This is a genomic window from Nocardioides segetis, from assembly GCF_051390595.1.
GTDB lineage: Bacteria > Actinomycetota > Actinomycetes > Propionibacteriales > Nocardioidaceae > Nocardioides.
In genome coordinates this window covers 517,605-542,666 of record NZ_JBNINR010000002.1, presented here as the reverse complement: position 1 = coordinate 542,666, position 25,062 = coordinate 517,605, and the positions used below count along the sequence as shown (strand labels likewise).

21 protein-coding genes are annotated in these 25,062 nt (G+C 72.3%); 10 read left to right on the top strand and 11 right to left on the bottom strand.

The features are described 5' to 3' along the window. Nucleotides 1–6: 6 nt before the first annotated feature. Nucleotides 7–486, bottom strand: coding sequence for a DUF2505 domain-containing protein (locus tag ACPZVR_RS06255; protein WP_436698707.1), 480 nt, complete (start codon nt 484–486; stop codon nt 7–9). Between the two features lies 1 nt (nt 487). Beyond that, nucleotides 488–970 carry a DUF2505 domain-containing protein gene (locus ACPZVR_RS06250; protein WP_436698706.1) on the bottom strand — a complete coding sequence of 161 codons (483 nt, stop codon included), beginning with the start codon at nt 968–970 and terminating at the stop codon, nt 488–490. 68 nt (nt 971–1,038) lie between these two features. Here ACPZVR_RS06250 and ACPZVR_RS06245 point away from each other — a divergent pair, with 68 nt between their 5' ends. Genes ACPZVR_RS06245 through ACPZVR_RS06230 form a run of 4 tightly spaced genes read left to right on the top strand, consistent with a single transcriptional unit; the run spans nt 1,039 to nt 9,468 of the window. Next, nucleotides 1,039–5,958: an NAD-glutamate dehydrogenase gene (locus ACPZVR_RS06245; protein ID WP_436698705.1), complete on the top strand. Its 4,920-nt coding sequence runs from the start codon at nt 1,039–1,041 to the stop codon at nt 5,956–5,958. A 23-nt stretch (nt 5,959–5,981) separates the two neighbouring features. After that, a complete protein-coding gene (locus ACPZVR_RS06240; RefSeq protein ID WP_436698704.1) occupies nt 5,982–6,884 on the top strand; it encodes an ABC transporter ATP-binding protein in 903 nt (300 codons plus the stop codon). Then, a complete protein-coding gene (locus ACPZVR_RS06235; protein ID WP_436698703.1) occupies nt 6,881–7,951 on the top strand; it encodes an ABC transporter permease in 1,071 nt (356 codons plus the stop codon). Before ACPZVR_RS06240 ends, ACPZVR_RS06235 begins: the two co-directional genes overlap by 4 nt. Next, nucleotides 7,948–9,468 carry a hypothetical protein gene (locus ACPZVR_RS06230; protein ID WP_436698702.1) on the top strand — a complete coding sequence of 507 codons (1,521 nt, stop codon included), beginning with the start codon at nt 7,948–7,950 and terminating at the stop codon, nt 9,466–9,468. Before ACPZVR_RS06235 ends, ACPZVR_RS06230 begins: the two co-directional genes overlap by 4 nt. 39 nt (nt 9,469–9,507) lie before the next feature. On the opposite strand, the gene ACPZVR_RS06225 is transcribed toward ACPZVR_RS06230, so the two are convergent. Both ACPZVR_RS06225 and ACPZVR_RS06220 read right to left on the bottom strand, forming a co-directional pair. Further along, nucleotides 9,508–10,386, bottom strand: a complete 879-nt coding sequence (locus ACPZVR_RS06225) for a protein phosphatase 2C domain-containing protein (RefSeq protein ID WP_436698701.1) — start codon at nt 10,384–10,386, stop codon at nt 9,508–9,510. Next, nucleotides 10,383–11,084: a vWA domain-containing protein gene (locus tag ACPZVR_RS06220; RefSeq protein ID WP_436698700.1), complete on the bottom strand. Its 702-nt coding sequence runs from the start codon at nt 11,082–11,084 to the stop codon at nt 10,383–10,385. Before ACPZVR_RS06220 ends, ACPZVR_RS06225 begins: the two co-directional genes overlap by 4 nt. A gap of 122 nt (nt 11,085–11,206) precedes the next feature. On the opposite strand from ACPZVR_RS06220, the gene ACPZVR_RS06215 reads away from it, so the two are divergent. Next, nucleotides 11,207–12,520, top strand: coding sequence for a protein kinase domain-containing protein (locus ACPZVR_RS06215; RefSeq protein ID WP_436698699.1), 1,314 nt, complete (start codon nt 11,207–11,209; stop codon nt 12,518–12,520). After that, nucleotides 12,517–12,882 carry an FHA domain-containing protein gene (locus ACPZVR_RS06210; RefSeq protein WP_436698698.1) on the top strand — a complete coding sequence of 122 codons (366 nt, stop codon included), beginning with the start codon at nt 12,517–12,519 and terminating at the stop codon, nt 12,880–12,882. The genes ACPZVR_RS06215 and ACPZVR_RS06210 overlap by 4 nt, the downstream gene beginning before the upstream one ends. Before the next feature lie 1,610 nt (nt 12,883–14,492). Here ACPZVR_RS06210 and ku read toward each other — a convergent pair. Beyond that, complete coding sequence (gene ku, locus ACPZVR_RS06205; protein WP_436698697.1) at nt 14,493–15,416, bottom strand: non-homologous end joining protein Ku; 924 nt, start codon at nt 15,414–15,416, stop codon at nt 14,493–14,495. 49 nt (nt 15,417–15,465) lie between these two features. Between ku and ACPZVR_RS06200 the strand changes: the two genes are divergently transcribed. Together ACPZVR_RS06200 and ligD are read left to right on the top strand one after the other, a co-directional pair. Further along, the gene (locus ACPZVR_RS06200) at nt 15,466–16,410 is read left to right on the top strand and encodes an ATP-dependent DNA ligase (protein WP_436698696.1); all 945 of its coding nucleotides are present in this window, start codon (nt 15,466–15,468) and stop codon (nt 16,408–16,410) included. Further along, nucleotides 16,410–17,330, top strand: a complete 921-nt coding sequence (gene ligD / locus ACPZVR_RS06195; protein ID WP_436698695.1) for a non-homologous end-joining DNA ligase — start codon at nt 16,410–16,412, stop codon at nt 17,328–17,330. The genes ACPZVR_RS06200 and ligD overlap by 1 nt, the downstream gene beginning before the upstream one ends. A gap of 20 nt (nt 17,331–17,350) precedes the next feature. On the opposite strand, the gene ACPZVR_RS06190 is transcribed toward ligD, so the two are convergent. The 4 genes from ACPZVR_RS06190 to ACPZVR_RS06175 all read right to left on the bottom strand — a co-directional run bounded on the left by ACPZVR_RS06190 (nt 17,351) and on the right by ACPZVR_RS06175 (nt 19,573). Next, the gene (locus ACPZVR_RS06190) at nt 17,351–17,722 is read right to left on the bottom strand and encodes a hypothetical protein (RefSeq protein ID WP_436698694.1); all 372 of its coding nucleotides are present in this window, start codon (nt 17,720–17,722) and stop codon (nt 17,351–17,353) included. A gap of 25 nt (nt 17,723–17,747) precedes the next feature. Next, a complete protein-coding gene (locus ACPZVR_RS06185) occupies nt 17,748–18,557 on the bottom strand; it encodes a PP2C family protein-serine/threonine phosphatase (protein WP_436698693.1) in 810 nt (269 codons plus the stop codon). Between the two features lie 76 nt (nt 18,558–18,633). Beyond that, entirely contained in the window at nt 18,634–18,864 is a 231-nt protein-coding gene (locus ACPZVR_RS06180; RefSeq protein ID WP_436698692.1) for a DUF3107 domain-containing protein, read from the bottom strand. Nucleotides 18,865–18,913: 49 nt separating this feature from the next. Further along, nucleotides 18,914–19,573 (bottom strand): TetR/AcrR family transcriptional regulator, encoded by a 660-nt coding sequence (locus tag ACPZVR_RS06175; protein WP_282400406.1) that lies wholly within the window; start codon nt 19,571–19,573, stop codon nt 18,914–18,916. Between the two features lie 164 nt (nt 19,574–19,737). Here ACPZVR_RS06175 and moeZ point away from each other — a divergent pair, with 164 nt between their 5' ends. Both moeZ and ACPZVR_RS06165 read left to right on the top strand, forming a co-directional pair. Then, nucleotides 19,738–20,946, top strand: a complete 1,209-nt coding sequence (gene moeZ / locus ACPZVR_RS06170) for an adenylyltransferase/sulfurtransferase MoeZ (RefSeq protein ID WP_436698691.1) — start codon at nt 19,738–19,740, stop codon at nt 20,944–20,946. Nucleotides 20,947–21,153: 207 nt separating this feature from the next. Further along, nucleotides 21,154–21,456 (top strand): MGMT family protein, encoded by a 303-nt coding sequence (locus ACPZVR_RS06165; RefSeq protein WP_436698690.1) that lies wholly within the window; start codon nt 21,154–21,156, stop codon nt 21,454–21,456. 11 nt (nt 21,457–21,467) lie between these two features. Here ACPZVR_RS06165 and tpx read toward each other — a convergent pair whose 3' ends face one another. Beyond that, nucleotides 21,468–21,959, bottom strand: coding sequence for a thiol peroxidase (tpx, locus tag ACPZVR_RS06160; protein WP_436698689.1), 492 nt, complete (start codon nt 21,957–21,959; stop codon nt 21,468–21,470). A 34-nt stretch (nt 21,960–21,993) separates the two neighbouring features. Beyond that, a complete protein-coding gene (locus tag ACPZVR_RS06155; RefSeq protein WP_436698688.1) occupies nt 21,994–24,555 on the bottom strand; it encodes an SCO7613 C-terminal domain-containing membrane protein in 2,562 nt (853 codons plus the stop codon). Nucleotides 24,556–25,062 lie beyond the last annotated feature (507 nt).

The following is a 25,062-nucleotide window of genomic DNA, read 5'->3' as shown; positions in this document are numbered from 1 at the left end:
CCGCGCTCAGCCGAGCCACTCCTTGCCGGTGCGCTCCTCGGCCCGCAGCGCACTGCCGAGCAGCTTGGCCAGCAGCTCCTCGATCTTGCCGGCGACCAGCGGGATCTTCACCTTGATCTCCAGCTCGACCCTCTCGGTGGTGACGCCGGCGGACTCGGTGAGGGTCACGGTGCCGTTGATCTCTCCGGGCTTGCCGGGGATGCCGACCGTGATCGTCGCCGCGAGCGGGCTCGACCACGTCTCGGTCTGCACGATCGTCGTGGTCTCGCCGATGAACTTCTTCGCGAACGCCGGCACCCTGTCGGTGGGCTGCTCCATCTCGATCCGCACGGCCTTGGCGTCGACATTGCCCTCGATCTCGACGGCGTACGACGTCGCGCGCTGGTTGCGGCAGACCGTCTCCCGGAACACCGGGTCGGTGAGCATGGCCGCGACCTCGATCGCGGGTGCGGGGTAGGTCATCTCGTGCACGATCCGGGTCGCCATGTCAGCGCTCTCCCTTCAGCCAGGCCGCGCCCACCGTGTGCTCCACGGTGAGACCGGCGTCGATGTTGTCGGCCATCAGCCGCTCCAGCTTGCCGGCCACCAGCGGAACCTTGACGGTGACCTCCAGCTCCTGGAGGTAGGTCGTCCCGGACCCCGACGGCGTGAGCCGCACCGTGCCGACGGCCCGGGTCGGCTTGCCGGGCGCCGTGATCTCGATGGTGCCGGAGGAGGCGTCCGTCCACTCCTCCCGGATCACCGCGCGCGTGGTGTCGCCCGCGATCTTCTTCGCGATGGCGGGCAGTCCGGCGGTGTTCTGCACCTGGTCGCTCACGAGCGTGAAGCCGGTGCCGGTCGCGGTGACGACCACCTCGATCGACACGACGCCCTGGGCGGTGCCGACCTTCTCCCGGAACGCGGGATCCGCGAGCATCGCGAACACCTCGTCGGGTGGGGCGTCGTAGGCGAGCTCTCGACTGTGTCGCATACGAGACATCATGGCGCACGACCCGGTTGTGACGGGTGACGAGCAGGTCCTAGGGTCGAGGTGTGTCAATGACGACGCCGCTGCCCTCGGCCCAGGGGGCCGACCGTGACCGCATCTTCGAGCAGGCCGCCTCGGCGGCCGGACCGGCCAAGGGCTCCGGGGCGCCGCCCCGGGAGGCGCTTCCCGCGCTGTTGCCGGCCTACTACCGCCACGTCGCGACCGAGGAGCTGGCCAGCCGCAGCGATCTCGACGTCTACGGCGCCTTCGCCTCCCACCACCACCTCGCGCTGGAGCGCGCCCCGGGCCAGGTCAAGGTCCGGGTGCACACGCCGACCGTGGCGGAGAACGGCTGGTCGGCCGGCGGCCACTCGGTGGTCGAGGTCGTCGTCGAGGACATGCCCTTCCTGGTCGACTCGCTGACGATGGAGCTGGCGCGTGGGCTGCACGACGTGCGCACGGTGGTCCACCCGACCTTCGACGTACGCCGCGACGCGGCGGGGCGCCTGGTCTCCGCCGATCCGGTCGCCTCCGGATCGACGGCGCCGGCCGAGGGGCTGGTCCGCGAGTCCTGGATGCACGTGGAGATCGGCCGACTCAGCGGCGAGGGCGACGACACGCCCGAGCAGGTCGCGGCCGGCTGCCGCCGGGTGCTCGGCGACGTGCGCGCCTCGGTCGACGACTGGCCGGCCATGCAGGAGCGGGTCGCCGAGGTGGTGGCGAGCCTCGCCTCCGACCCGCCGCCGCTGGGCGCCGAGGAGATCCGGCAGGCGGCCGAGCTGCTCGACTGGCTGGCCGACGAGCACTTCACCTTCCTGGGCTACCGCGAGTACGTCCTCGACCGGGTCGCCGTCGCGGGGGAGCCGGAGGACGACGTGCTGCGCCCGGTGCCGGGCACCGGCCTCGGGATCCTGCGCGAGAGCCCGGCGGAGGGCGACACCTCGGTCGCGTTCAGCCGCCTGCCCGACGCGGTGAAGGCGAAGGCGCGCGAGAAGCGGCTGCTGGTGCTGGCCAAGGCCAACTCCCGCTCGACCGTCCACCGCCCGGCGTACCTCGACTACGTCGGCGTGAAGACGTTCGGGCCCGACGGGGAGGTCGTGGGGGAGCGGCGCTTCCTCGGGCTCCTCTCCAGCGCCGCCTACACCGAGTCGCTGCTCCGGATCCCGCTGCTGCGCGAGAAGGTCGACGAGGTCCTCGCCCGCGGCGGCTATGACGCCCGCAGCCATGACGGGGCCGCGCTCCTGGACACCCTCGAGACCTATCCGCGCGACGAGCTGTTCCACACGCCGGTCGACGAGCTGGCGCCGATCGTCGAGGCGGCGATGCGGGCCCGCGAGCGCCGTGCCGTCCGCCTGTTCATCCGCCGCGACACCTACGCGCGCTACCTGTCGGTCCTGGTCTACCTGCCGCGCGATCGCTACAACACCGGCGTGCGGCACCGCTTCGTGCAGATCTTGACCGAGCAGATCGGCAAGGGCCGGATCGGTCCCGAGTCGGTCGAGTTCAACGTCAGCATCAACGAGTCGACGACCGCCCGCGTGCACTTCGTCGTGCACCTGCCCAAGGGCGAGCTGATCCCCGACGACATCGACACCGCCGACCTCGAGCGGCGCCTGATCGAGGCGTCACGCTCGTGGCAGGAGGACTTCCTGCAGGCCGTCATCGCGGAGTACGGCGAGGAGGCCGGCGCGCTGCTGGGCCGGCGCTACCTCGACGCCTTCCCCGAGGCCTACAAGGAGGACTTCACGCCGCGCACCGCCGCGGTCGACCTCGGTCGGATCGAGGGGATCCCCGGCGAGGAGGGTCGCGACCAGTCGCTCTACGCCGAGGTCGACGCAGCCGACGGCGAGGCCCGGCTCAAGATGTTCCGGGTCGGTGAGCCGCTCTCGCTCAGCGCTGTGCTGCCGATGCTGTCCTCGATGGGCGTCGAGGTCGTCGACGAGCGGCCCTACGCGCTGTCCGGCCTGGAGCGGCGGACCCACATCTACGACTTCGGGCTGCGCTACGGCGAGGCGCTGCCCGACCACGCCCGCGAGCTCTTCTCCGCCGCCATCCGCGCCATGTGGGACGGCCACACGGAGACCGACGGCTTCAACCGGCTGGTGCTGCGTGCCCAGCTGACCTGGCGCCAGGCGATGCTGCTGCGCGCCTACGCGAAGTACATGAAGCAGGGCAGCAGCCCCTTCGCGCTCGACTCGATCGAGCAGGCGCTGGTCGACAACGTCGACCTCGCCCAGCTGTTGGTGGCGCTCTTCGAGGTGCGCTTCGACCCCGCCGGGGAGGCCGATCGTGCCGCGCGCGAGGAGGCGCTGGTCGAGCAGGTGCGGGCGGCGCTCGACGACGTGGTGAGCCTCGACCACGACCGGATCCTGCGCTCCTACCTCACCCACATCCGCAGCACCCTGCGGACCAACTACTTCCAGACCGACGAGGGCCGGCCGAAGCCCTACCTCTCGCTCAAGCTCGAGCCGTCGGCGATCCCCGACCTCCCGGAGCCGCGGCCCCGGTTCGAGATCTTCGTCTACAGCCCGCGCGTCGAGGGCGTGCACCTGCGCTTCGGCGCGGTCGCCCGCGGCGGCCTGCGTTGGTCGGACCGGCGCGACGACTTCCGCACCGAGATCCTCGGCCTGGTCAAGGCGCAGATGGTCAAGAACACCGTGATCGTGCCCGTCGGCGCGAAGGGCGGCTTCTACGCCAAGCAGCTTCCCGACAGCTCGGATCGCGAGGCATGGCTGGCCGAGGGCGTCGCCTGCTACACGACCTTCATCCGCGGCCTGCTCGACGTGACCGACAACCTCGTCGGCGGCGAGACGGTTCCGCCGCCCGACGTCGTGCGCCACGACGCCGACGACTCCTATCTCGTCGTCGCCGCCGACAAGGGCACGGCGACCTTCTCCGACATCGCCAACGGCGTCTCCGCCGACTACGGCTTCTGGCTGGGCGACGCCTTCGCCAGCGGCGGCTCGGTCGGCTACGACCACAAGGCGATGGGCATCACCGCTCGGGGCGCGTGGGTGTCGGTGCGGCGGCACTTCCGCGAGATGGGCATCGACTGCCAGAACGAGGACATCACGGTCGTCGGCATCGGCGACATGTCCGGCGACGTCTTCGGCAACGGCATGCTCTGCTCCGAGCACATCCGGCTGGTCGCCGCGTTCGACCACCGCGACATCTTCCTCGATCCCCAGCCCGACGCCGCGACGTCGTACGCCGAGCGCCGGCGACTCTTCGACCTTCCCCGGTCGAGCTGGCAGGAATACGACAAGGCGCTCATCTCCACCGGGGGCGGAGTCTACCCGCGCAGCGCCAAGTCGATCCCGATCACGCCGGAGGTTCGCGCGGCCCTCGGCCTGGACGAGAGCGTGCGGCAGCTGACCCCCGCCGAGCTGATGCGGTCGATCCTGCTGGCGCCGGTCGACCTGCTCTGGAACGGCGGCATCGGCACCTACGTCAAGGCCGCGACGGAGTCCCACGCCGACGCGGGTGACAAGTCCAACGACGCCATCCGGGTCGACGGCGGCGAGCTCCGGGTGCGCTGCGTCGGCGAGGGCGGCAACCTCGGCTTCACCCAGCGCGGCCGGATCGAGTACGCCGTCGCGGGCGGGCGGATCAACACCGACTTCATCGACAACTCGGCCGGTGTCGACACCTCCGACCACGAGGTGAACCTCAAGATCCTGCTCGACCGCGTCGTCGCCGACGGCGACCTGACCGGCAAGCAGCGCAACGAGCTGCTCGCGTCGATGACCGACGAGGTCGCCGAGCTGGTGCTGCGCGACAACTACGACCAGAACCTCGCCCTGGCGAACGCGGCCAAGAACGCCGTGTCGCTGCTGCACGTCCACGAGCAGTGGATGCGCGATCTCGAGGCCCAGGGACTGCTCGACCGGGACCTCGAGGCGCTGCCGACCAAGCGCGAGGTCCAGCGCCGGATCGAGGCCGGGGGCGTGCTCAGCCAGCCAGAGCTGGCGGTGCTCATGGCCTACACGAAGATCGTGTTGGCCGAGGAGCTGCTCGCCTCGGACCTCCCGGACGACCCCTACCTGGCCCTCGACCTGCAGTCCTACTTCCCGGTGCCGGTCCAGGCCGGCTTCCTGGACCAGATCGGCGACCACCCGCTGCGCCGCGAGATCATCGTGACCCAGGTCGTCAACGACCTCGTCAACGGCGCCGGCATGACCTACTGGCCGCGGCTGGCCGGCGAGACCGGGGCCAGCGCCGCCGAGCTCACCCGCGCCAACTTCGTGGCCCGCGAGATCTTCGGCTCCCTCGACCTGCGCCGTGAGCTGGAGCAGTACGACAACGTGCTCGACGCGGCGGTGCAGACCCGGATGCGCGTGGAGATGCGCACCCTCGTCGAGCGGGCGTCGCGCTGGCTGGTCACCAACCGGCGGCCCCCGCTCGACAGCCAGGGCAACGTCGAGTTCTTCGCCGCTCCCGTGCAGGAGACCATGCTGGAGCTGCCCCGGCTGCTGACCGGCGCCGAGCTCGCGTCGTACGAGGCGCGTCGGACGCTGCTGATCGAGCAGGACGTCCCCGAGGACCTCGCGGCCCGGGTCGCCTCCTTCGACGTCGCCTACACCCTGCTCAACGTCGTCGAGATCGCCGATGCCCACGACCTCACGCCGGCCGAGGTGGCACGCGTCCACTTCGCGCTGGGGGAGCGGCTCGGCCTCACGGTCCTGCAGCGCCGGATCGTCGACCTGCCGCGCGCCGACCAGTGGCAGACGATGGCGCGAGCCGCGCTGCGCGACGACCTCTACACCGTCCACGCCCAGCTGACCGCCCAGGTGCTCGAGGCCACCGGTGACGTCACCGGCGTGGACGACCCGTTGGAGGCGGCGGCGCGTCGGGTGTCCACCTGGGAGACCGAGGCCGGTGGTGTCGTCGACAAGGCGATCGGGGCCCTCGCGGCGGTGTGCGCGGACGAGCCGAGCGACATCGCCAAGGTCTCGGTCGGCCTGCGGGTGGTGCGGGGTTTGCTGGCCTGAGCCGACGGTTAGGGTCGGTCACGATGACTACAGCCATCCACGTGACCGGACTGACCAAGAGATACGGCGACCTGGTCGCCGTCGACGACGTGAGCCTCGACGTGGCCGAGGGCGAGTTCGTCGGCGTCCTCGGGCCCAACGGCGCGGGCAAGACCACGCTGCTGGAGATGGTCGAGGGCCTGCGCCGGCCCGACGCCGGCGGGGTGGAGGTGCTGGGGGAGGCGGTATGGCCGCGCAACCCGCGGCTCCAGCCCCGGATCGGCGTCCAGCTCCAGGCGTCGTCCTTCTTCGAGCGACTGACGGCGCGCGAGCAGATCCGCACCTTCGCCAGTCTGTACGGCGTCGGGCAGGCCACCGCCGACGAGTGGGTCGAGCGGGTCGGACTGACCGACAAGGCCGACACCCGGGTGGAGGACCTCTCCGGCGGCCAGGCACAGCGGCTGTCCATCGCGTGCGCGCTGGTCCACGATCCCGAGCTGGTGTTCCTCGACGAGCCGACCGCGGCCCTGGACCCGCAGGCACGGCGCAACCTGTGGGACCTGCTCTCCTCGATCAACGACAGCGGACGCACGGTCGTGCTCACCACGCACTACATGGACGAGGCGGAGATCCTCTGCGACCGGGTCGCGGTCATGGACCACGGCCGGATCCTGCAGTTCGACACTCCCGCCGCCCTGGTCCGGGGCCTCGACGCCCCCGCCCGGATCCGGGTCGCCCCCGGCTCATTGAGCGTGGCGGCGGCGACCGCCATCCCGGCCGTCGTCGAGGCCCACGAGGACGTCGACGGCGTCGTCCTGGTCACCCGCGACCCCGCCGGCGTCATCGGCGTCCTCGCCGCGGGCAACCACCTCGACGGCGTGACCGTCCAGACGGGCACCCTCGAGGACGTCTTCCTCTCCCTCACCGGACGGGAGTACCGCGCATGAGCCTCCGATCCCCCTTCTGGGCGCTGTCGATCGCCATCCTGCGCGGCTTCCTGCGGGACCGGGCCTCGGTCTTCTTCGCGGTGATCTTCCCGCTGATGTTCCTCGTCCTCTTCGGTGGGCTGTTCTCCAGCCAGGACCAGTCGAAGGTCGACATGATCCAGGTCGGCAGCGTGCCGCTGATCGACCAGCTGCCGAAGGGAGCCGACGAGGCGTTCGCGGACACCTTCGAGGTGACGCGCAGCGATGACCTGGACGACGCCCTCGAGCAGGTACGCAAGGGCGACGCCGACGTCGCGCTGGAGCAGCGCGGCAACGAGATCATCGCCCACTACACGCAGACCGAGCAGGTCAAGGCGGCCGTCACCCAGGGCACGCTCCGCGCCTTCGTCGACGGCACGAACGTCGCGCTCAGCGGCGCTCCGCCGACGTTCAGTCTCGTCACCGAGCAGGTCGAGGACGACTCCCTGACGACCATCCAGTTCGTCACACCCGGGCTGTTGGGCTGGGCGATCGCGATGAGCGCCGCCTTCGGTGCCGCCGCGACGCTGCAGGGCTGGCGGCAGTCCAAGCTGCTGCGTCGCCTCCAGCTCGCGCCGGTCGGCACGGGCACCGTGGTCGCGGCCCGCATCACCGTGACCCTGACCGTCGCGCTCCTGCAGTTCGCGCTCTTCATCGGCCTGGGAGCGGCCGCGTTCGGGCTCCAGCTGTCCGGCTCGTGGTGGATGGCGCTGCCGCTGATCATCGTCGGGACGCTGTGCTTCATGGCCCTAGGCCTGTTCGCCGGCGCGGTGGCGAAGACCGTCGAGGGCGCGGTCAACCTCGCCAACTTCCTGGTCCTGCCGATGGCGTTCCTCAGCGGGTCGTTCTTCCCGCTCGACGCCTCGCCGACCTGGCTGCAGCGGTTCTCCGACGTCCTGCCGCTCAAGCACCTCAACGAGGGGATGCTCGACGTCATGGTGCGGGGGCAGGGGCCGGGCGCCGCGGTCGTGCCGCTGTTGATCCTGGCCGCCTTCGCCACCGTGATCACGCTGCTCGCCGCGAAGCTGTTCCGCTGGGAGACCGCGTGAGCGTCGCCGGGCCCGGGCCGAGCGAGCTGCACGACACACTGCGCGAGCTCGTCGCGGCACACGGTCCCGGCATCCTCGCCGACGCGGGCGGGTTCCGCGGCATGCTCGACGACGTCCTGACCGAGGAGCAGGCGACGACGGGTGACATCAACCTCCTCGTCGACGCCGTGCGCTTCGGCGTGCTGCAGCCGCTCGGCCAGCTCATCGACGGCGGTGCCGACCCGGCGCGCGCCGTGGAGGAGGCGGGCGCCCGGCTGGCCCGGGACCGCGGCGGCGACGACCTGGCCGCCTCGAGCTGGGCGTCGGCCGTGCTCGGGTATGCCGTCGGGTCGGTGCCCGTCGCGGTGGTCCTGCGCCACAGCTCCAGCAGACCGTCGACGGGCCCGCTGCCGCCGCCCGCCGCCTGGCCGCCCCCGCCCGTCGCCGCGTCCGCGGACCCCGCGTCCCCGCCGGTCGGTTCGCCCGCCGGCCCGGCGCCGTACCCCGCTCCGGCGGCGTTCCCGCCGGGCGGCCATCCCGCGGCGCCGGCCGGCGCTGGTCCGCCGCGCCGCGGCGCGGTGCCGTGGATCGCCGCTGCGGTCGCCGGCGCCGTGCTGGTCGGCGGCGGTGTCGGCGCCCTCCTTGCCCTGTCCCGCGACGGGGACGAGCCGGGCCCGCGCACGCGGACGAGCGGTGGGCCCACGACACCCGCGGTCGACGTCGATCCCGCGGCGGTCGACGAGCGCTACGGCGCGCTGTCGAGCCGGATCACCGCCGGCGTCTCCGCGTGCGAGGCCGAGGAGCCCGGGACCGGGCAGAGCGAGGTCCTGCGGTGCACGGTGAGCACGGGCACGCTGCGCCTGGTCACCTATGCCGACGACGCCGCTCTCGTCGCCGCGCGGGCGGCCAGACTCGACTACCGGGCCGGCACGCTGACGGCCGACAACGACGCGACCGCGCTCTACGAGTTCGATCCCGAACGCGGCGGCACCACGGACCCCGCGGTCGTCTACTGGGACAGCCGAACCGCGCTCCAGTCCGCCCAGCTCGAGGGTGAAGGGACGGCGACCATCGACGCGGTCGTCGCGGCGTTCTCGGCCACCGCGCCCCGCGTGGCCGAGCCGACCGCGCCGGCGCACCCGGTGTTGCGGGAGTTCATCGACATCAACATGGACGTCGCGGGCTGCACCCGCCAGCGCACCTACTTCCCCGGCGAGACCGAGGAGAGCACCTGCGCGGCCGGTGTCGACGACATCGTGGTCACCGTCGGCCGCTACGCGACGCGCAAGCAGCTCAGGGCCGACCGCAAGTACTACAAGGACCAGTACGACGACGCGGTCACGCAGGGCGACGGGGGCACCTGGCGCTTCGGCGAGGGCGAGCCCGAGGGCGGCTACTACGCCTACCTCGACAGCTCCGGCGAGACCGCGATCCTCTACTGGGACTGGAACTCCCAGGACTGCCACTGCTACGGCGTCGCCTGGAGCTTCGAGGGGGACCTGGGCAAGCTCGAGTCCTGGTGGCCCTCGGACGACTGAGACCCGCGGGGCGCGAGCTCGGCAGGACCGCGTCCACGCTCAGGGCGTCGGCAGCGTGTCGACCAGGTCGGGACGGGACAGGACGGCCGGTGCGTCGGCGCGCACCAGCAGCGCCATGGTGGTGTCGTCGCCGCCGACGAGGGCGGGCTCGGCCAGCCACTCCGGCAGCTGCTCGCGCACCCAGCCCACGCCGCGCGTCCGGGTGAACTCCACGAGCTGCTCGCCGGTCTGGCGCCACCAGCCCTCGGCGTCGACCCGGGAGCGACCGAAGCCGTCGGTGCACAGGAACACCAGGGCCACCCGCTCCGCGGCGGCGTCGATGACCTCGACCCGCAGTGCGTCCAACGGCCGCGGCTGGCACAGCGAGGTGGTGTGCAGCCCGTCGAGGTCGGGGTCCTCGGGGAGCGGGCGCGCCGCGGCGCCGTCCGCCGTCACGAGCACGGTGTCGCCGTCGCCGATCTGGAGGAACACCATCACGTCGCCACTGACCGCGGTGGCGAGGATCGTGGACCCGTACGCGCGCAGCGGATCGGCTGACGCGCCGAGCTCGTCCTCGTCGGGTGAATAGGGATTGGCCGCCACGTGGTGACGGACCTTCGCCGCCCAGGTCGCGACGATCGCGGCGCCGGCCCGCTCGACCCGCTCCCGGGCGTCGTCGTCGGCCGCCCGCAGCTCGGGGAGGACGCGGCGCAGCTCCTCGACCGCGCTGACCACGGCCAGAGCGGCACCGGTGTCGCTGCGGAAGTGGTTGCGGTGCCCGTGGCCGTCGGCGACGGCCACCACCGCCTGGCGCCCGCCGTCGTCGCTCCAGGTGAGCACGGCGTCCTGGATCGGCAGCCGGTCGCGGACGTGGACCGAGCCGATCGTCGTACCGGACAGCGTCGTCCACGCCGGATCGGGGTCCGGCCGGTCCGTCATCCCAGGGTGCTCCAGATCGGGTCGCCGATCGGGCTCGGCGGCACCGCGGTCATCCCGGAGCCGGGACCGACCACGGGCCGGGAGGCGACCTTGCTGGCCGCCTTCGACGCCCACACGATGTACTCGACGAGCTGCTCGGGGTTGTCCGCGCGCAGCAGCGGCACGTCCTCGTCGCCGATGAAGCGGCGCAGCGAGTGCATGTCGGCGTCGCGTCCCACGCCGAGCGCGAGCCGGACCGCCGTGGCGCCCCAGCGGTTGTTGAGCAGCGCCTGCAGGCCCTCGGCGAAGGTGACGCCACTGCTCTGGGTGGGGCGGCCGTCGGACACCAGGATGATCGCCGGGGGGAAGGCGCTGTGGTTCTCGTCGAGGTGATCGAGTGCGCCGGCCAGCCGCTGCAGCGCGCTGCCGAGCTCGGTGAAGCCGCGCGGGACGGCCTCGAGCCGCTTCCAGTGGATCTGCTCGACGGGCGTCGGCTCCTCGATGATCCACTGCGGCTCGTTGGCGAAGGCCAGGACCCGGACCAGCAGCTCAGCGTGCGGGTTGGCGCGTGCCTCGTCCCGGAGGTGGGGGAGGACCTCCGTGATCGCGTTGTTGAGGGCCTGGATGCGTCCGCCGCGCAGCATCGAACCCGACACGTCCAGCACGAAGATGAAGTGCAGGGGCTTGCGCGCCAGCGCACCCCCGAGCCGGTCGCTCATCGCGGCCTCCTTCCAGGGTCTGCGGGCGCCGCCGGGTTTCAACTCTCCCCGGACCGCCCAGGCTATAGCCTGTCACGGGTCCACGAAGGCGGGTAAGGCGAGTACGGAGGTCGGGCACAGCCATGGTGCTGGCAGAGGGCGTCGAGGTCGACCTCGGGCCGCTGGGGCGTGCCCGGGTCACGTCGCTGCTCGGCCAGGGCGGGCAGGGCTACGTCTTCGAGGTGCGCCGCGACTCCGGCGAGCCGCTCGCGCTGAAGTGGTACAAGCCGGAGAGCGCCACCGCACGGCAGTACGACGAGATGCAGCAGCTGGTCGAGATCGGATCGCCGCACCAGCGATTCCTGTGGCCGCTGAGCATGGCGCGTGTCGGCACCGAGCCGAGCTTCGGCTACGTGATGCACCTGCGTCATCCCCGCTTCCTCGAGCTCAGCTACCTGCTCCTCAACGCCGACCGCGACGGCAAGGCGCTGGACGTGTCCTTCGCCGCCATCATCGAGCTGTGCCGCCAGCTGAGCTACAGCTTCCTCCGGCTGCACGCGCGTGGCCTGTGCTACCGCGACATCTCCTTCGGCAACGTGTTCTTCGACCCGGCCAATGGCGACGTGCTGATCTGCGACAACGACAACGTCGGGATCGACAACGGCACCGGCCGGGTCCTCGGCACGCCGTACTTCATGGCGCCGGAGGTGGTCCGCGACACGACCTACCGCACGCTGCCCAACACCGACACCGATCGGCACTCCCTCGCGGTGCTGCTGTTCTACTCCCTCTTCCTGGGCCATCCCCTCGAGGGTGAGCGCACCGATGCGGGGATGCGCGACGCCGACTGGCTGCTCGCCCACTTCGGCACCGACCCGCTCTTCTGCATGCATCCCTCCCGCGCCGAGAACCGGCCGGCCCGGATCGTCCAGCAGTACTGGGCGATCTACCCGCAGTTCCTGCGCGACCTGTTCGTCCAGGCGTTCGTCGAGGGACTGGACAACCCGGGCGCCCGGGTGACCGAGGGACAGTGGATCAAGGCGCTGGACCGGCTGCGCGACGGCATGCTCGCCTGCCCGGCGTGCGGCACGACCAACTTCTGGAGCGCGGACGACGACACGGTGACCTGCTGGCAGGACGGGACCGCCGTGCGGCCGCCGTACCTCCTCGACGTCGGGCGGCGCACGATCGCCGTCGGTCCGCAGGCCACGATCCGCTCCGACCACCTGACGTCCGGCGTCGACCAGCCGCAGGTGCTCGCGCGAGCCCGCCGCCATCCCGACGCCGCCGACCGTTGGGGGCTGCACAACGCGTCGGACTTCTCGTGGCCGGTCGCCTACCCCGGCGGCCAGAACTTCCTGCTGGAGCCGGACCGCACCATCGAGCTGGTCCCCGGTGCACGGCTCCAGATCCGCAACGCCACGGTGCAGGTACGCCGCCCGGACGGTGCGTCATGAGCCGCGTGCTCGGACACGGCCCCGGCCTCGTGGTCGAGGTCGACGGCCGGGTCGTGCGCCTCGACGGCAAGGGCGTCTTCCGGATCGGCCGGGCGGTCGAGGCCGACGTCGTGCTGAGCGCCGGCTCGGTCTCGCGCCGCCACGCCGAGCTGCAGGCCACCGTCTACGGCTGGGTGCTGGTCGACCCTGGGAGCCGGTTCGGCACCTACGTCGAGGACGAGCGCGTCGTGGAGTACCCGATCGAGCGGCGGGTCCGCGTGCGCTGTGGCCCGCCGTCGGCCGGGGCGACCTTGGTGATCGGTCCCGCGACGGACCACGACGTCCTCGCGGCCACCCCGCCGCGCGCCGCGGCCCGGCCCTGATCCGACCCGACCCGCCTGCCGAGCGCGGCGAGCGTCACCGTGCGACGGGCCGCGCCCCTTGAGGCATGGCTGGACCCCCGCGGGTGCGTGCTCCTGCGGGGTTCGGAGCGGGGTTGCTACCCGTCGGGTGGGTCGGGGTCGCTCGATCGGTGGGTGTCGGTCCGGATGGGGTGGGTGCCGCGGTGGTCGACGCGGAACCGGCGGCCGTTCGGGCTGGTCCACACATAGGTCGCGGGCGTCGGGATGTCGTAGCGCCAGGTCGAGTGCGTCTTCGCACGATGGTGCCGCCGGCACAACGGCGACCTCGTTGCACGGACAGGTCGGACCGCCATCGCTGTGGGGTCGGGCATGGTCGACGTCGCAGGCTCGTGCGGGACGTGTGCAGTGGGGGAACCGGCAGGTGTGGTCGCGCAGGATCACCCGGGTGCGGTGGCGCTCGGGGATCTCATACGAGCCGACCGGGACATGGCCAGCCAGGTCGATCACCGGGCGGACGATGATGGTGGTGTGCCGGGCACGGAGCCATTCGCGGATCTGGGCCGAGGTGATCGGGCAGCGGCCCTCCTCCCACCGACCCACCGGATTCGCGAACGGGTTCCACCCAGCCAGGTCGTCGGCCGGACTGTCGCTGGTGAGGGTGGTGTCGGTGATGTGGACGTTGAGCACGACCTTGCGTCCCGGGACCATGTCGACGACTTCTCCGGTGTCGGGGTCGGGGACCAACAGGTCCAACGCGAGATCCTGGCGGGCCAGCTCGGCAGCGGCCTTGGACCGCCGCACATCCAACGAGGAGTCGTCACCCAGCCTGGCGAGGACCTCGGCACGGCGCGCGACCGCTTGGTTGAGGTCGTGCCCGTCCGCGGCATCCAGGAGCCCGTCGAGGTGGACCAGGCCGTGCTCGTCGACCTCACTCATGTCGAATCGGCGACCATCCGCCGCGGTCTGCCGTTCGGCTTCGGCGTGTTCGGGGTCGAACCGCAGCACCGCTTCGGTGACGAGTCGTTCGAGCTGGGCCCACCCGACGCTGGTGGCGTCCCACAGCTGCCGGTCCACGAACGCCGCCGCCTCGGCGGACAGGGGTCGGGTGAGGTCGGCGATCCGCTCGGCCCGCCACGGCGCCAACCGCCCCGCCACCACCGCGGCATACACGTTCGGGAGGCGCCAGGCGCACTCGATGACCCGCCCGACATACGCCCGCCCACCATCCGGCGACCGGCCGAGGACCGCGATGAGCTCCATCAACGCGAACTCCGACACCAGGGGTGCGCCGGGACCGGCGATCGGGACGCCGGTGTCGAGGTAGCCCTCGGTGATCGTCGCGACCCCCTCGGGACCGGCGATGACGTGGTCGCTCGCCCAGGCGGTGATGTCCTCCCATTCCTCGACGAGCAGTGCCTCGCGGGACCGGATCCGCTCACCCACACGCGACAGCAGGACTGCTGTCGACGGGGCGCGGGTTCCGAGATCCATGACCGGATTCTCACACCGGGCTACGACACTGCAGAGCGTCGCAAACCCGCCTGGGGACAGAGGACACGCGATCAGGCGGGTGTGGAGAACCGACGGCCCCGATCCCGACGTACGAGGTCGGTGAGACCTGAGGACAGCGGTCAGCTGGCCTTCTTGGCCGCCGCCTTCTTCGTGGTCTTCTTGGCGGTCGTCTTCTTGGTCGCCGTCTTCTTCGCGGGCGCCTTCTTGGCGGCCTTCTTGGTCGCGGTCTTCTTCGTGGCGGCCTTCTTGGCCGGCTTCTCGTCCGTCTCGCCGCGCGAGGTCTTGGCCGCCTCGACCGAGCGCTGCAGTGCGGCGAGCAGGTCGACCACCTCGCCGCCCGTCTTCGCCGACGTCTCGGTGCGCTGCACCTCGCCGCCCTCGATCTTCGCCTTCACGACGGCCTGCACCGCGTCGGCGTAGTCGTCCTCGAACTCCGCCGGATCGAAGTCGCCCGACAGCGTCTCGACGAGCATGTGCGCCATCTTGACCTCGGCGTCCTTGACCTCGCCGGTCTCCACGCTGAAGTCGGGGGTGCGGATCTCGTCGGGCCACATCATCGTCTGCAGCACGATCACGTCGTCGCGGACCCGCAGCACCGCGGTCGTCACCCGCTGCCGCAGCGCGACCGTCACCACAGCCATCCGGTCGGCGTCGAGCAGCGCCTGGCGCAACAGCGCGTACGGCTTGGCGCCGGTGCCCTCCGGCTCCAGGTAGTAGGACTTCTCGAACAGCAGCGGATCGATCTGGTCGCTGGGCACGAACTTCTCGACCGCGATCTCCCGTGAGGAGGTCGTCGGCAGGTTGGCCATGTCCTCGTCGGTGAGGATGACCATCTCGCCGTCCTCGGTCTCGTACCCCTTGGCGATGTCGGAGTACGGCACCTCCTCGCCGTCGATCGAGCAGACCCGCTGGTACTTGATCCGCCCGCCGTCCTTGGCGTGCACCTGCCGGAACGAGACGTCGTGGCTCTCGGTCGCGCTGTAGAGCTTGACCGGCACGCTGACGAGGCCGAAGGACACGGCACCCTTCCAGATCGCACGCATGGAACGAGCCTACGCGCTGCTGGCCCCCACCGGGCGGCATGATGGGTCCGTGCCCGACCTGCGCCCCATGCTCGCCACCCCCGGCACGCACGTGCCGCAGGGCGAGGAGTGGTGTCACGAGGTCAAGTGGGACGGTGTCCGCGCGATCGGCGCGGCCGCCGGCGGCGCGGTGACCCTGACCAGCCGCAACGGGAACCGGATCCACGCGGCCTGGCCCGAGCTGGTCACCCCGCCCGCGACGGACGCGGACCTCGTGGTGGACGGGGAGATCATCGCCCTCAACGAGCGCGGGGTGCCCGACTTCCGGGTGCTCGCCGAGCGCATGCACGTCCGCAACGCCACGACGGTGAGCCGCCTGGCCGCGCGCATCCCGGCGACCTACATGGTCTTCGACCTCCTCCGTGTCGGCGGCGAGGACCTGTGCGGGCTGCCGCTGCACGAGCGCCGCCGCCGGCTGGCCGAGCTCGACCTGACCCGGTCGGGCTGGCAGGTCCCGGGGGAGTACGACGACGGCGCGATGTTGTTCGAGGCGACCCGGTCCCAGGGGCTCGAGGGCATCGTCAGCAAGCGTCGCGACTCGACCTACCGGCCCGGCGAGCGCAGCCACCACTGGCTGAAGTTCCCCCACCGCTACCGCGGCTCGTTCGTCGTGGGCGGCTGGCGGCCGCAGGTCGGCACGAGCGATCGGCTCGCCGCCGTGCTGGTGGGGGAGCCGACGGCCGCCGGGCTGCTCTTCCGCGGGCGGGTCGGCAGCGGGATCGGACCGAAGCAGTCCCGGGTGCTGACCGAGCTGCTCACGCCGCTGGTCCGGGCGACCAGCCCGTTCGGGGACGAGGTGCCGCGCGTCGACGCGGACGGCACGCGGTGGGTGGAGCCGGTCGTGGTGGTCGACGTCGACACGCACGGCGTCGGCTACGCGCGGCTGCGCCAGCCGTCGTACCGCGGTGTGCGCACCGACCTGGCCCCGGACGACCTCGTCACGGAGGAGGGCTGATGCCGAAGCAGGGCGAGCACCCGCAGACCGAGGTCCACGTCGACGTCGAGGGCCGCACGCTCCGGCTGACCAACCTCGAGAAGGTGCTCTACCCGAGCACCGGCACCACGAAGGGCGAGGTGCTCGACTACTACGTCCGGGTCGCCCCGGCCCTGCTGCCGCACCTCGCGGGACGCCCGGTCACCCGGATCCGGTGGCCGCACGGAGTGGGCGACCTCAGCTTCTTCGAGAAGAACGCCCCGCGCGGCACTCCCGGCTGGGTGCGCACCGCCGAGGTCCCGACGACCGGCAGCCGGGGGCCGAGCCGGCACGGCGACACCCTGGTCTTCCCGATCATCGAGGACCTCCCGACCCTGGTCTGGGCGGTCAACCTCGCCGCCCTCGAGCTCCACGTCCACCAGTGGACCGTCGACGCGGACGACGAGCCGGTCGGCGCCGACCGCCTGGTCATCGACCTCGACCCCGGCGAGCCGGCCGGCCTGCACGAGTGCTGCCAGGTCGCCCTGCAGGTGCGGGAGGCGCTCGCCGCTCGCGACCTCGACGCCGTCGCGGTGACGAGCGGCAGCAAGGGGCTCCACCTCTACGCGCCCCTGCCCGAGCCGTTGCCCTCCGCCGAGACCAGCGAGCTCGCCAAGGAGATCGCCGAGGAGCTCCAGGCCGCCCATCCCCAGCTGGTCACGGCCACGATGACCAAGGCCCGGCGGCGAGGCAAGGTCTTCCTCGACTGGTCGCAGAACGCCGGCTCGAAGACCACCGTCGCGCCGTACTCCCTGCGCGGCACGCCGCGGCCGCAGGTCGCCGCCCCCGTCGGCTGGGACGAGGTGGCCGAGGGCGCCGAGGACCCCCTCGGCCTCGACCAGTTCACGCCCACCCAGGTCCTCGAGCGCGTCGACGAGTACGGAGACCTGTTTGGCGTTTGAGGCGAGCGCGTCGCGGACCGTCAGTCCACGCGCCGCCGCATGGCGTAGACGTCGAACTGCGTCACGGCCCCGGCCGGGTCGCCGCCGGAGCCCACCGCGTGGGCCACCTCGGCGGGGGAGACGGCGTGGTCGGCCTCGTCGAGCGTGGCGTCGATGAGCATCTGGAACTCCGGCGCCGGGTGCTCCACTCGCTGCGCGGTCATCTCGATGCGCCAGCCGGCGCGGCCGAGCTCGTTGAACAGCCCCATCAGCGTCGTGTTCTTCTCCGCCGCGATGCCCTCGAACCCGTCGGCCGCCTCGACCAGGTAGACCGGCCGGGTGACGGCGAGCGCTGCGGCGTCGTACAGCGGCACCCACAGGCGCGCGTACTCGTAGGACCGCTTCGCGCTCACTCGCCCAGTGTAGGCCGGACGGGACTCAGGCCGAGCGCAACGGCCGAACGGCGGCCGGGTCGACCACGTTGGCCAGGGCGGAGGCGGCGCCCAGGACCATGCCGTCGGCGGCGATGGCCGGCGCGTCGACCACGTCGGCGACGATCGCCGTCACGTTGTCGCGGCTGCCGCCGTCGAGCGCCGCGAGCACCAGGCGGTCGACGGCCATCGTGCGGCTGTCCGGCGCGAGCCCGCGGGCGATCATGGCGGGGGAGAGGACGTCGCTGAGTCCGTCGCTGCACAGCAGCAGCCGGTCGCCGGGGCGCAGGGCGAGCAGCAGGACGTCCGGGTCGGGCGGGTGCTCGCCGTCGACGGCGTGCAGCACTACGTTGCGGTACGGCGACGCGGCGGCCTCCTCGGCGCTCAGCTGACCGCTGTCGACCATCGACTGCACCAGGGTCTGGTCGTGGGAGAGCTGGCTCAGCTCGCCGTCGCGCAGCAGGTAGGCCCGGGAGTCGCCCACCTGGGCGAGCGCGGCGTGGATGCCGTCGGTGAGGACCGCGGTGAGGGTCGTCGCCATCCCGGTGCGGCGCGGATCCGCCGCGATCCCGGCCGCGAGCTGCGCGTGCGCCTCGCGGGCCGCCGCGTCGAGCAGGCGGGCCGGCTCGTGGCCGGGATGCGCGAGCGCGCGGGCGCTGACGACGTAGGCCGTCGTCGCGGCGGCCACCTCACCTGCCTCGGCACCGCCGACGCCGTCGGCGACGCAGAGGAGGTACGGCCCGGCGAACCCGGCGTCCTCGTTGTCGGTGCGCACCCGACCGGTCTCGCTGCGCGCGGCGAAGCGGAACTGCAGCATCGCGCTCACCTCCCGGGTCGTACCTGGTCAACGCCCGGGCGGCCTGCCGGAGTTCCCGGCGGGGCTCAGCCCGCATTCAGCTCCGGAAGCCGACCTGTCCGGCGGTGCTGCGGCCGATCTCGACGTAGGCGAGCTTGGCGGTCGGGACGACGGTGACCTTGCCCTTGGTGTCGGTCAGCACGATCACGCCCTCGGCGGACTCGATCGCGTCGGCGACCTGCTTCGCGACGGCGTCGTGGGACTCGTCGGTCTCGATGACGAGCTCACGGGCGGTGTTCTGGACACCGATCTTGACCTCGACGGTCATGGTCACACTCCTCGTTCGTGGGGTTGGCGCAAGCCTAGTCAGGCCCGCCTCAGGCCTCGGGGTGGTCCTCCGTGAGCGGGTAGCCCCGGATGCCCCGCCAGGCCAGGCCCGCCACCAGGGCGGTGGCGTCGTCGCGACTCAGGCCCGCCATGGCGCCGTCGGTCTCGGTGAGCCAGAACCGGGCGCTGACCTGTGCCATTCCCACCAGCGAGACGGCGAGCAGCTGCGAGGCCGCGGCCGGCAGGGCGGTGTCGTCCTCGATGACGGCGGCGATCATCGCCGCGCACTCGGTCGTGACCCGGTCGACGTGGCCACGCACGGCCGGCTCGTTGGTGAGATCGGACTCGAAGACGAGCCGGAACGCGCCCGTGTCGTGGCCGACGTACGCGTAGAACGCGTCGATCGCCGCGGCGACCCGCTGCTTGTTGTCCTGCGTCGACTCCAGCGCGCGGCGGCAGTTGGCGATGATGGAGTCGCAGGCGACGTCGAGGATCGCCAGGTAGAGCTCGAGCTTGCCGGGGAAGTGCTGGTAGAGCACGGGCTTGGACACCCCGGCGCGCTCGGCGATGTCGTCCATCGCGGCCGCGTGATAGCCCTGCGCGACGAAGACCTCCAGGGCGGCGGCGAGCAGCTGCGCGCGTCGCTCGCGCCGCGGGAGGCGTACGCCGCGCGGTCGGGGCTCGTCGAGGTTGAACTGCTCGGTCACCACAGCACGGAGCCTACTCGTTGGTAGCCGGGGTCCGGATGCCGGGACGTGGCGCGGAGCCCTTGGTGGCGGCAGGGACCATGGAAGGACCGAGGGAACAGTCGGGGCCACCGCCGCGTTGGCCCCAGACAGCCCCCCTTCCATCTGCAGTACCCGAGGAGTACGCCGTGAGCTTTCCCGCGCTGGTCGAGCCGGCCGCCGAGCTGACCATCGACGAGGTCCGCCGCTACAGCCGCCACCTGATCATCCCCGACGTCGCGATGGACGGGCAGAAGCGCCTCAAGAACGCCAAGGTCCTCGTGATCGGCGCGGGCGGTCTGGGCAGCCCGGCGCTGCTCTACCTGGCCGCGGCCGGCGTCGGCACCCTGGGCATCGCCGAGTTCGACGAGGTCGACGAGTCCAACCTGCAGCGCCAGGTCATCCACGGCATGTCCGACCTCGGCAAGTCCAAGGGCCTCTCGGCCAAGGAGTCGATCCTCGAGATCAACCCGCTGGTCAACGTGGTCCTCCACGAGACGCGCCTCGACAACGACAACGTCATGGACGTCTTCAAGGGCTACGACCTGATCGTCGACGGCACCGACAACTTCGCCACGCGCTACATGGTCAACGACGCGGCGTACTTCCTCGGGATCCCCTACGTGTGGGGCTCCATCTACCGCTTCGACGGCCAGGCCTCGGTCTTCGCGCCGACCATGGCCGACGACGCGCCCTGCTACCGCTGCCTCTACCCGGAGCCCCCGCCGCCGGGCATGGTCCCCTCCTGCGCCGAGGGCGGCGTGCTGGGCGTGCTGTGCGCCTCCATCGGCTCGATCCAGGTCAACGAGGCCATCAAGCTGCTCATCGGTGCCGGCGAGCCGGCCATCGGCAAGCTCGTCATCTACGACGCCCTCGAGCTGGAGTGGCGCAAGCTCAAGGTCCGCAAGGACCCCAACTGCGCGCTGTGCGGCGAGAACCCCACCGTCACCGGCCTGATCGACTACGACGCCTTCTGCGGCGCGATCTCCGAGGAGGCCGCCGACGCCGCCGTCGACGCGACCATCTCGGTCACCCAGCTCGCCTCGATGATCAAGGAGAAGGAGGAGGGCAGCCGCGACTTCGTCCTGATCGACGTCCGCGAGCCCGCCGAGGCCGAGATCAACCACATCCCGGGCGCGGTGCTGATCCCCAAGGGCGACTTCCTCAACGGCACCGCCCTAGCGCAGCTGCCGCCCGTCGACTCCGGGAAGCAGGTCGTCCTGCACTGCAAGAGCGGCGTCCGCTCCGCCGAGTGCCTGGCGATCGTCAAGGGTGCCGGGTACGACGACGCGGTGCACGTGGGCGGCGGCGTGGTGGCCTGGGTCAACCAGATCGACCCGAGCCAGCCGTCGTACTGACCTCGACGGCGCCTGCCGGGGGTTCGTAACCGCGACGTGGTGTCGTCGTTGGTCCTGACGTAGCGGCTCCGGCCGCCCGCACCGATCGGATCCATGCGTTCACCGCACCGAGGGAGCACCTGGGAGCCCCGTCCAGCCGGACGGGGCTCTCGGCGTCTGTCCGAGGCACCCGGCATCATCGGTGCGGGACCTACGGATCGAGGGTGAGTGGACGAGGGATACGTCGAGCGAGTGCTCGACCTGGTCGAGCAGGTGCCGGCGGGGCGCGTCACGACGTACGGCGCCGTGGCGGCGGTCGCGGGTGGAGGACCCCGTCAGGTGGGGTCGGTGATGGCGAGGTACGGCGGCCCGGTGCCGTGGTGGCGGGTCGTGCGTGCCGACGGCACGCTGCCCCCGAGCCACGACGACCGGGCCCGCGCGGCGTACCTCGCCGAGGGCACCCCGCTGCGCGACGGCAGCGGGGTCCTCGACATGCGCCGGGCCTTCTGGGACCCGGCGACCGGCGACTAGGGGGATCGCGGTCAGGACAGGGCCGCGATCGCGGCGTCGTAGTCCGGCTCGGTCGCGATCTCGGGAACCAGTTGGGAGTGCAGCACGGAGCCGTCGGCGTCGACCACGACGACCGAGCGGGCGAACAGGCCGGCGAGCTTGCCGTCGGTCATCCTCACGCCGTAGTCGTCGCCGAAGGACGAGCGGAAGCCGGAGCCGACCTGGACGTTGTCGATGCCCTCGGCGCCGCAGAAGCGGCCCAGGGCCGGCGGCAGGTCCTGCGAGACGTTGATGACCGTGGTGTTGTCGAGGCCCGCGGCGAGCTCGTTGAACTTCCGCACGCTGGCCGCGCAGACACCGGTGTCGATGCTCGGGAAGATGTTGAGGACGGCGCGCTGGCCCTCCGGGAGGGTGATGCTGCCGAAGTCCGCGCCGGCGAGCTCGAAGGACGGGGCGGAGGAGCCGACGGCGGGCAGCTCGCCGACGGTCTGGACGGGGTTCCCCCCGAGTGCAGTGGTAGCCATGGCCCCTGTCTAGCAGGTGGTCGCACGGCGCCCGTCACCGGAGGCGGCCCAGGAGGCCGACGGCTCGGCGCACGTCGAGCAGCCGCCGCTCCCAGGTGATGCCGACGACGGTCAGCAGGGCGCCGGCCAGGCCGATCCAGACCCACTTCGGGAACTCGCCGGCGTAGGGACCGAGCTCCCGCAGCACCACCACCGCGCCGACGCCGGCGCCGACGACCAGCGGAGCACTCCAGCGCATCGCCGCGCCGGCCACGGTCAGCGCCAGGCAGACGCCGCCGAGGATCAGCGCCCGCAGTGACACGGGGTCGCCGAGCACCCAGATCAGGGACGGGACGGTCGCGAGCAGCAGGCCCGGCAGCAGCGCCTCGAGGGTCCCGACCTGGGCGGAGCGCCGGAGCCGCCACAGGCCGAAGGCGAGGAGCGCGGCCGCGAGGGGCACCGTGTAGGGCTCCGGCTCGGTGACGTTGAGATCGGCCAACCGGACCCAGCTGGCCAGCAGCAGGAGGGCACCGCCCACGAACACGCAGCCGCGACGCGACGCGTGCAGCAGGGCCGTCCCCGACGCAAGGAAGCCCGCCACCGTCAGCCACAGCGCCGTGAAGCCGCCGGGGTCCGTCGTGGTGGACAGGGACACGGGCAGGGCGAGGAGGCCGACCGTGATCGCGGACAGCTCGACGTCGACACGCGGCAGGGCGAGGGCGAGAACGCCCACGACGAGCAGGACCGGGATCGACACCCAGGCGGCGTCGTCGCCGACCACGATGACGGCGGCGGCCGTGGCCAGACCCAGCGCGGCCGGGGCGCCGAGGCCTCCGACGACCCGGGTCGGCTGCTGCCGGCCGAGGACCGCGACGGCGACCAGCGCGACCGCGAGGGGCGCGACGGTGACCAGCACCAGGGCCTCGCTCGGCAGCGCGGCCATCGCGACGGCGGCGGTGAGGATCGTGGCGACGAGTGCCCACACCGTGGTCTCGGAGCCGGTCGTCGTCAGCGCGAGCACCGCGGCGCCGAGTGCCACGAGGGCGAGGACGCCGAGCGGGGCGGCCAGGGCCAGGTCGTACGACGCGAGGGTGGCGGCGAGTCCGACGCCCGCGACGAGGCCGGCGAACCGGCTCCAGGCGGGCAGCGCGCGGCGGGCGCGCTCCCGGTCGACGAGGGCGACGCAGGCCAGCACGATCAGCAGGGAGGGCACCAGCAGTGCCGGCTCCGTGGCGGGCTCGGGCGTCGTGAGCCGCACCGCCCACGGCCGCTCGAAGACGCCGGCGACCTGCGACCACCGGTCGAGCACATCGGCGACGGCCCGCAGGACGAGGCCCACGAGGACCAGGCACCCGGTGCCGGCGGGGGCGATGGCGACGATGCGGGCCCGGCGCGGCAGCACGCCGAGGGCGAGCACCCAGGCGGCGGTCGTCCCGAGGGCGACGAGGCCGACCGTGCGGGCGTCGGTGTCGACCGACGGCAGGGTCACGACGACCGTGACCAGCATCGCGGCACCGCTCGCGCCGGCGAGCAGGAGGTCGCGGTGCCGGACGAGGGCACCGGGGAGCAGGAGTGCGGCCGCGCTGACGAGGAGCGACCAGCCGGTGCCCTCGACCCAGAGCTGGCGCAGGTCCGGCGTTGCGACCGACTCGGCGAACGCGGCACCGGCGGTGCACAGCCAGGTGACCCCCGCGGCGGCGGCCGCGCTCCACAGGAGGACCGACGCGCCGGCACGCCGACCGAGCACGACCAGGCCGAGCCCGACGGCGGTGACGGCGTGGCCGGCGATCAACCAGTGGTCGGTGGCGGCGGCCGCGCCGACGTACCCGATGAACAGGCCGATGCCGGCGATCACCTGCGGTGCCGCGAGGCGCGGCTGACCGCCGACCCGGACGAGGCCGAGCCCTGCGCCCGCGAGCGCGACGACCAGACCCGCGGCGCAGACGATCGCGCTGTCGGGACCCTCGCCGAACCAGCCGGCGGCACCGGCCCCGACGACGTCGAGGGCGAGCAGGCCGAGGGCCACGACGACGAGTGACTCGCCGGCGATGCGGAGGCCGATCCGGTGCAGCAGCAGGGCCGAGGCCCCGGCGGTCAGGGTGAGACCCGCGAGGACCGCCGTGCGGCCGCCCACGCCGAGCGCCGACCAGGACACGGCCAGGAAGATCACCGCGGCCACCAGCAGGCAGAACGCCCCGAGCCCGAGCAGGATCTTCGGGACCGAGGCGGACGAGATGCCGGCGGGGGAAGGGGCGGCGGGAGCGAACGGGGCTCCTGGGCGACCCGGCGCCGCGGGCGGTGCGGGCGGCGGCGGGACCGGACCGGGGTACGCCGGCAGGCCGGTGGTCGCGCGCTTCGGCGGCACGGGCGCCGCCGGAGGAGCGAGCGGCCCGCCCAGTCCGCTGCCGCTCGACGCGGGGACCGGGGCGGGGCGCGCGGGGACGGTGTCGCTGGCGGTGCGCAGCCGGGCCAGCAGGCCGTCGGCGCGCTGGAGGGTCCCGAACAGGTCGACGGCCAGGGGATGGCGCACGAGCAGGTCGCAGGCCGGACAGACGGACACCCCGGTCGGGAGGGGGGAGCGGCAGTCGGGACAGAGCGACGGGTCGGCGTAGCGCATGGGTACATTCCCCCATCTGTCGTCCTCAGATCGCCAGCGGCACGCCACTCAGACCCGGCTGAGCATCGGTACTCAGTCCCGCCTTCTCCACAGGCTGGACGACGACCTGGGGACGGGCTGGGGATGACGTGCTCGGGTTTGTGGAGAATTACGCCCGTTCCTGTGGAGGACACGCCGAACGCCGGTGGACGACGAAAACCCCCGAAAAACCTGGCGGAAACCCCTTGCGAGCGGCGGGTGCACGGGCGTAGAACTTCTCCCACGCACTCCTCCGGGAGAGCGGGATCAGCCGGAAGGCGACGATCCAGCCGGCCGGCCGAGACCTTCGGGTCGAGGCGAGGCGGCCCCTCACGGGGACGCTGGCCGCGTGAGCCGGGTGACGAGGCTCGCGGGATCGCAGCAGCCGGGTGGTCGACCGGGAGCGTCACCAGTACCGGTCACCAGAAGGGCCCCTTGCGACTCATACTCGCGAGGGGCCCTTCGTCCATTTGTGTCGGGCGGGGGTGG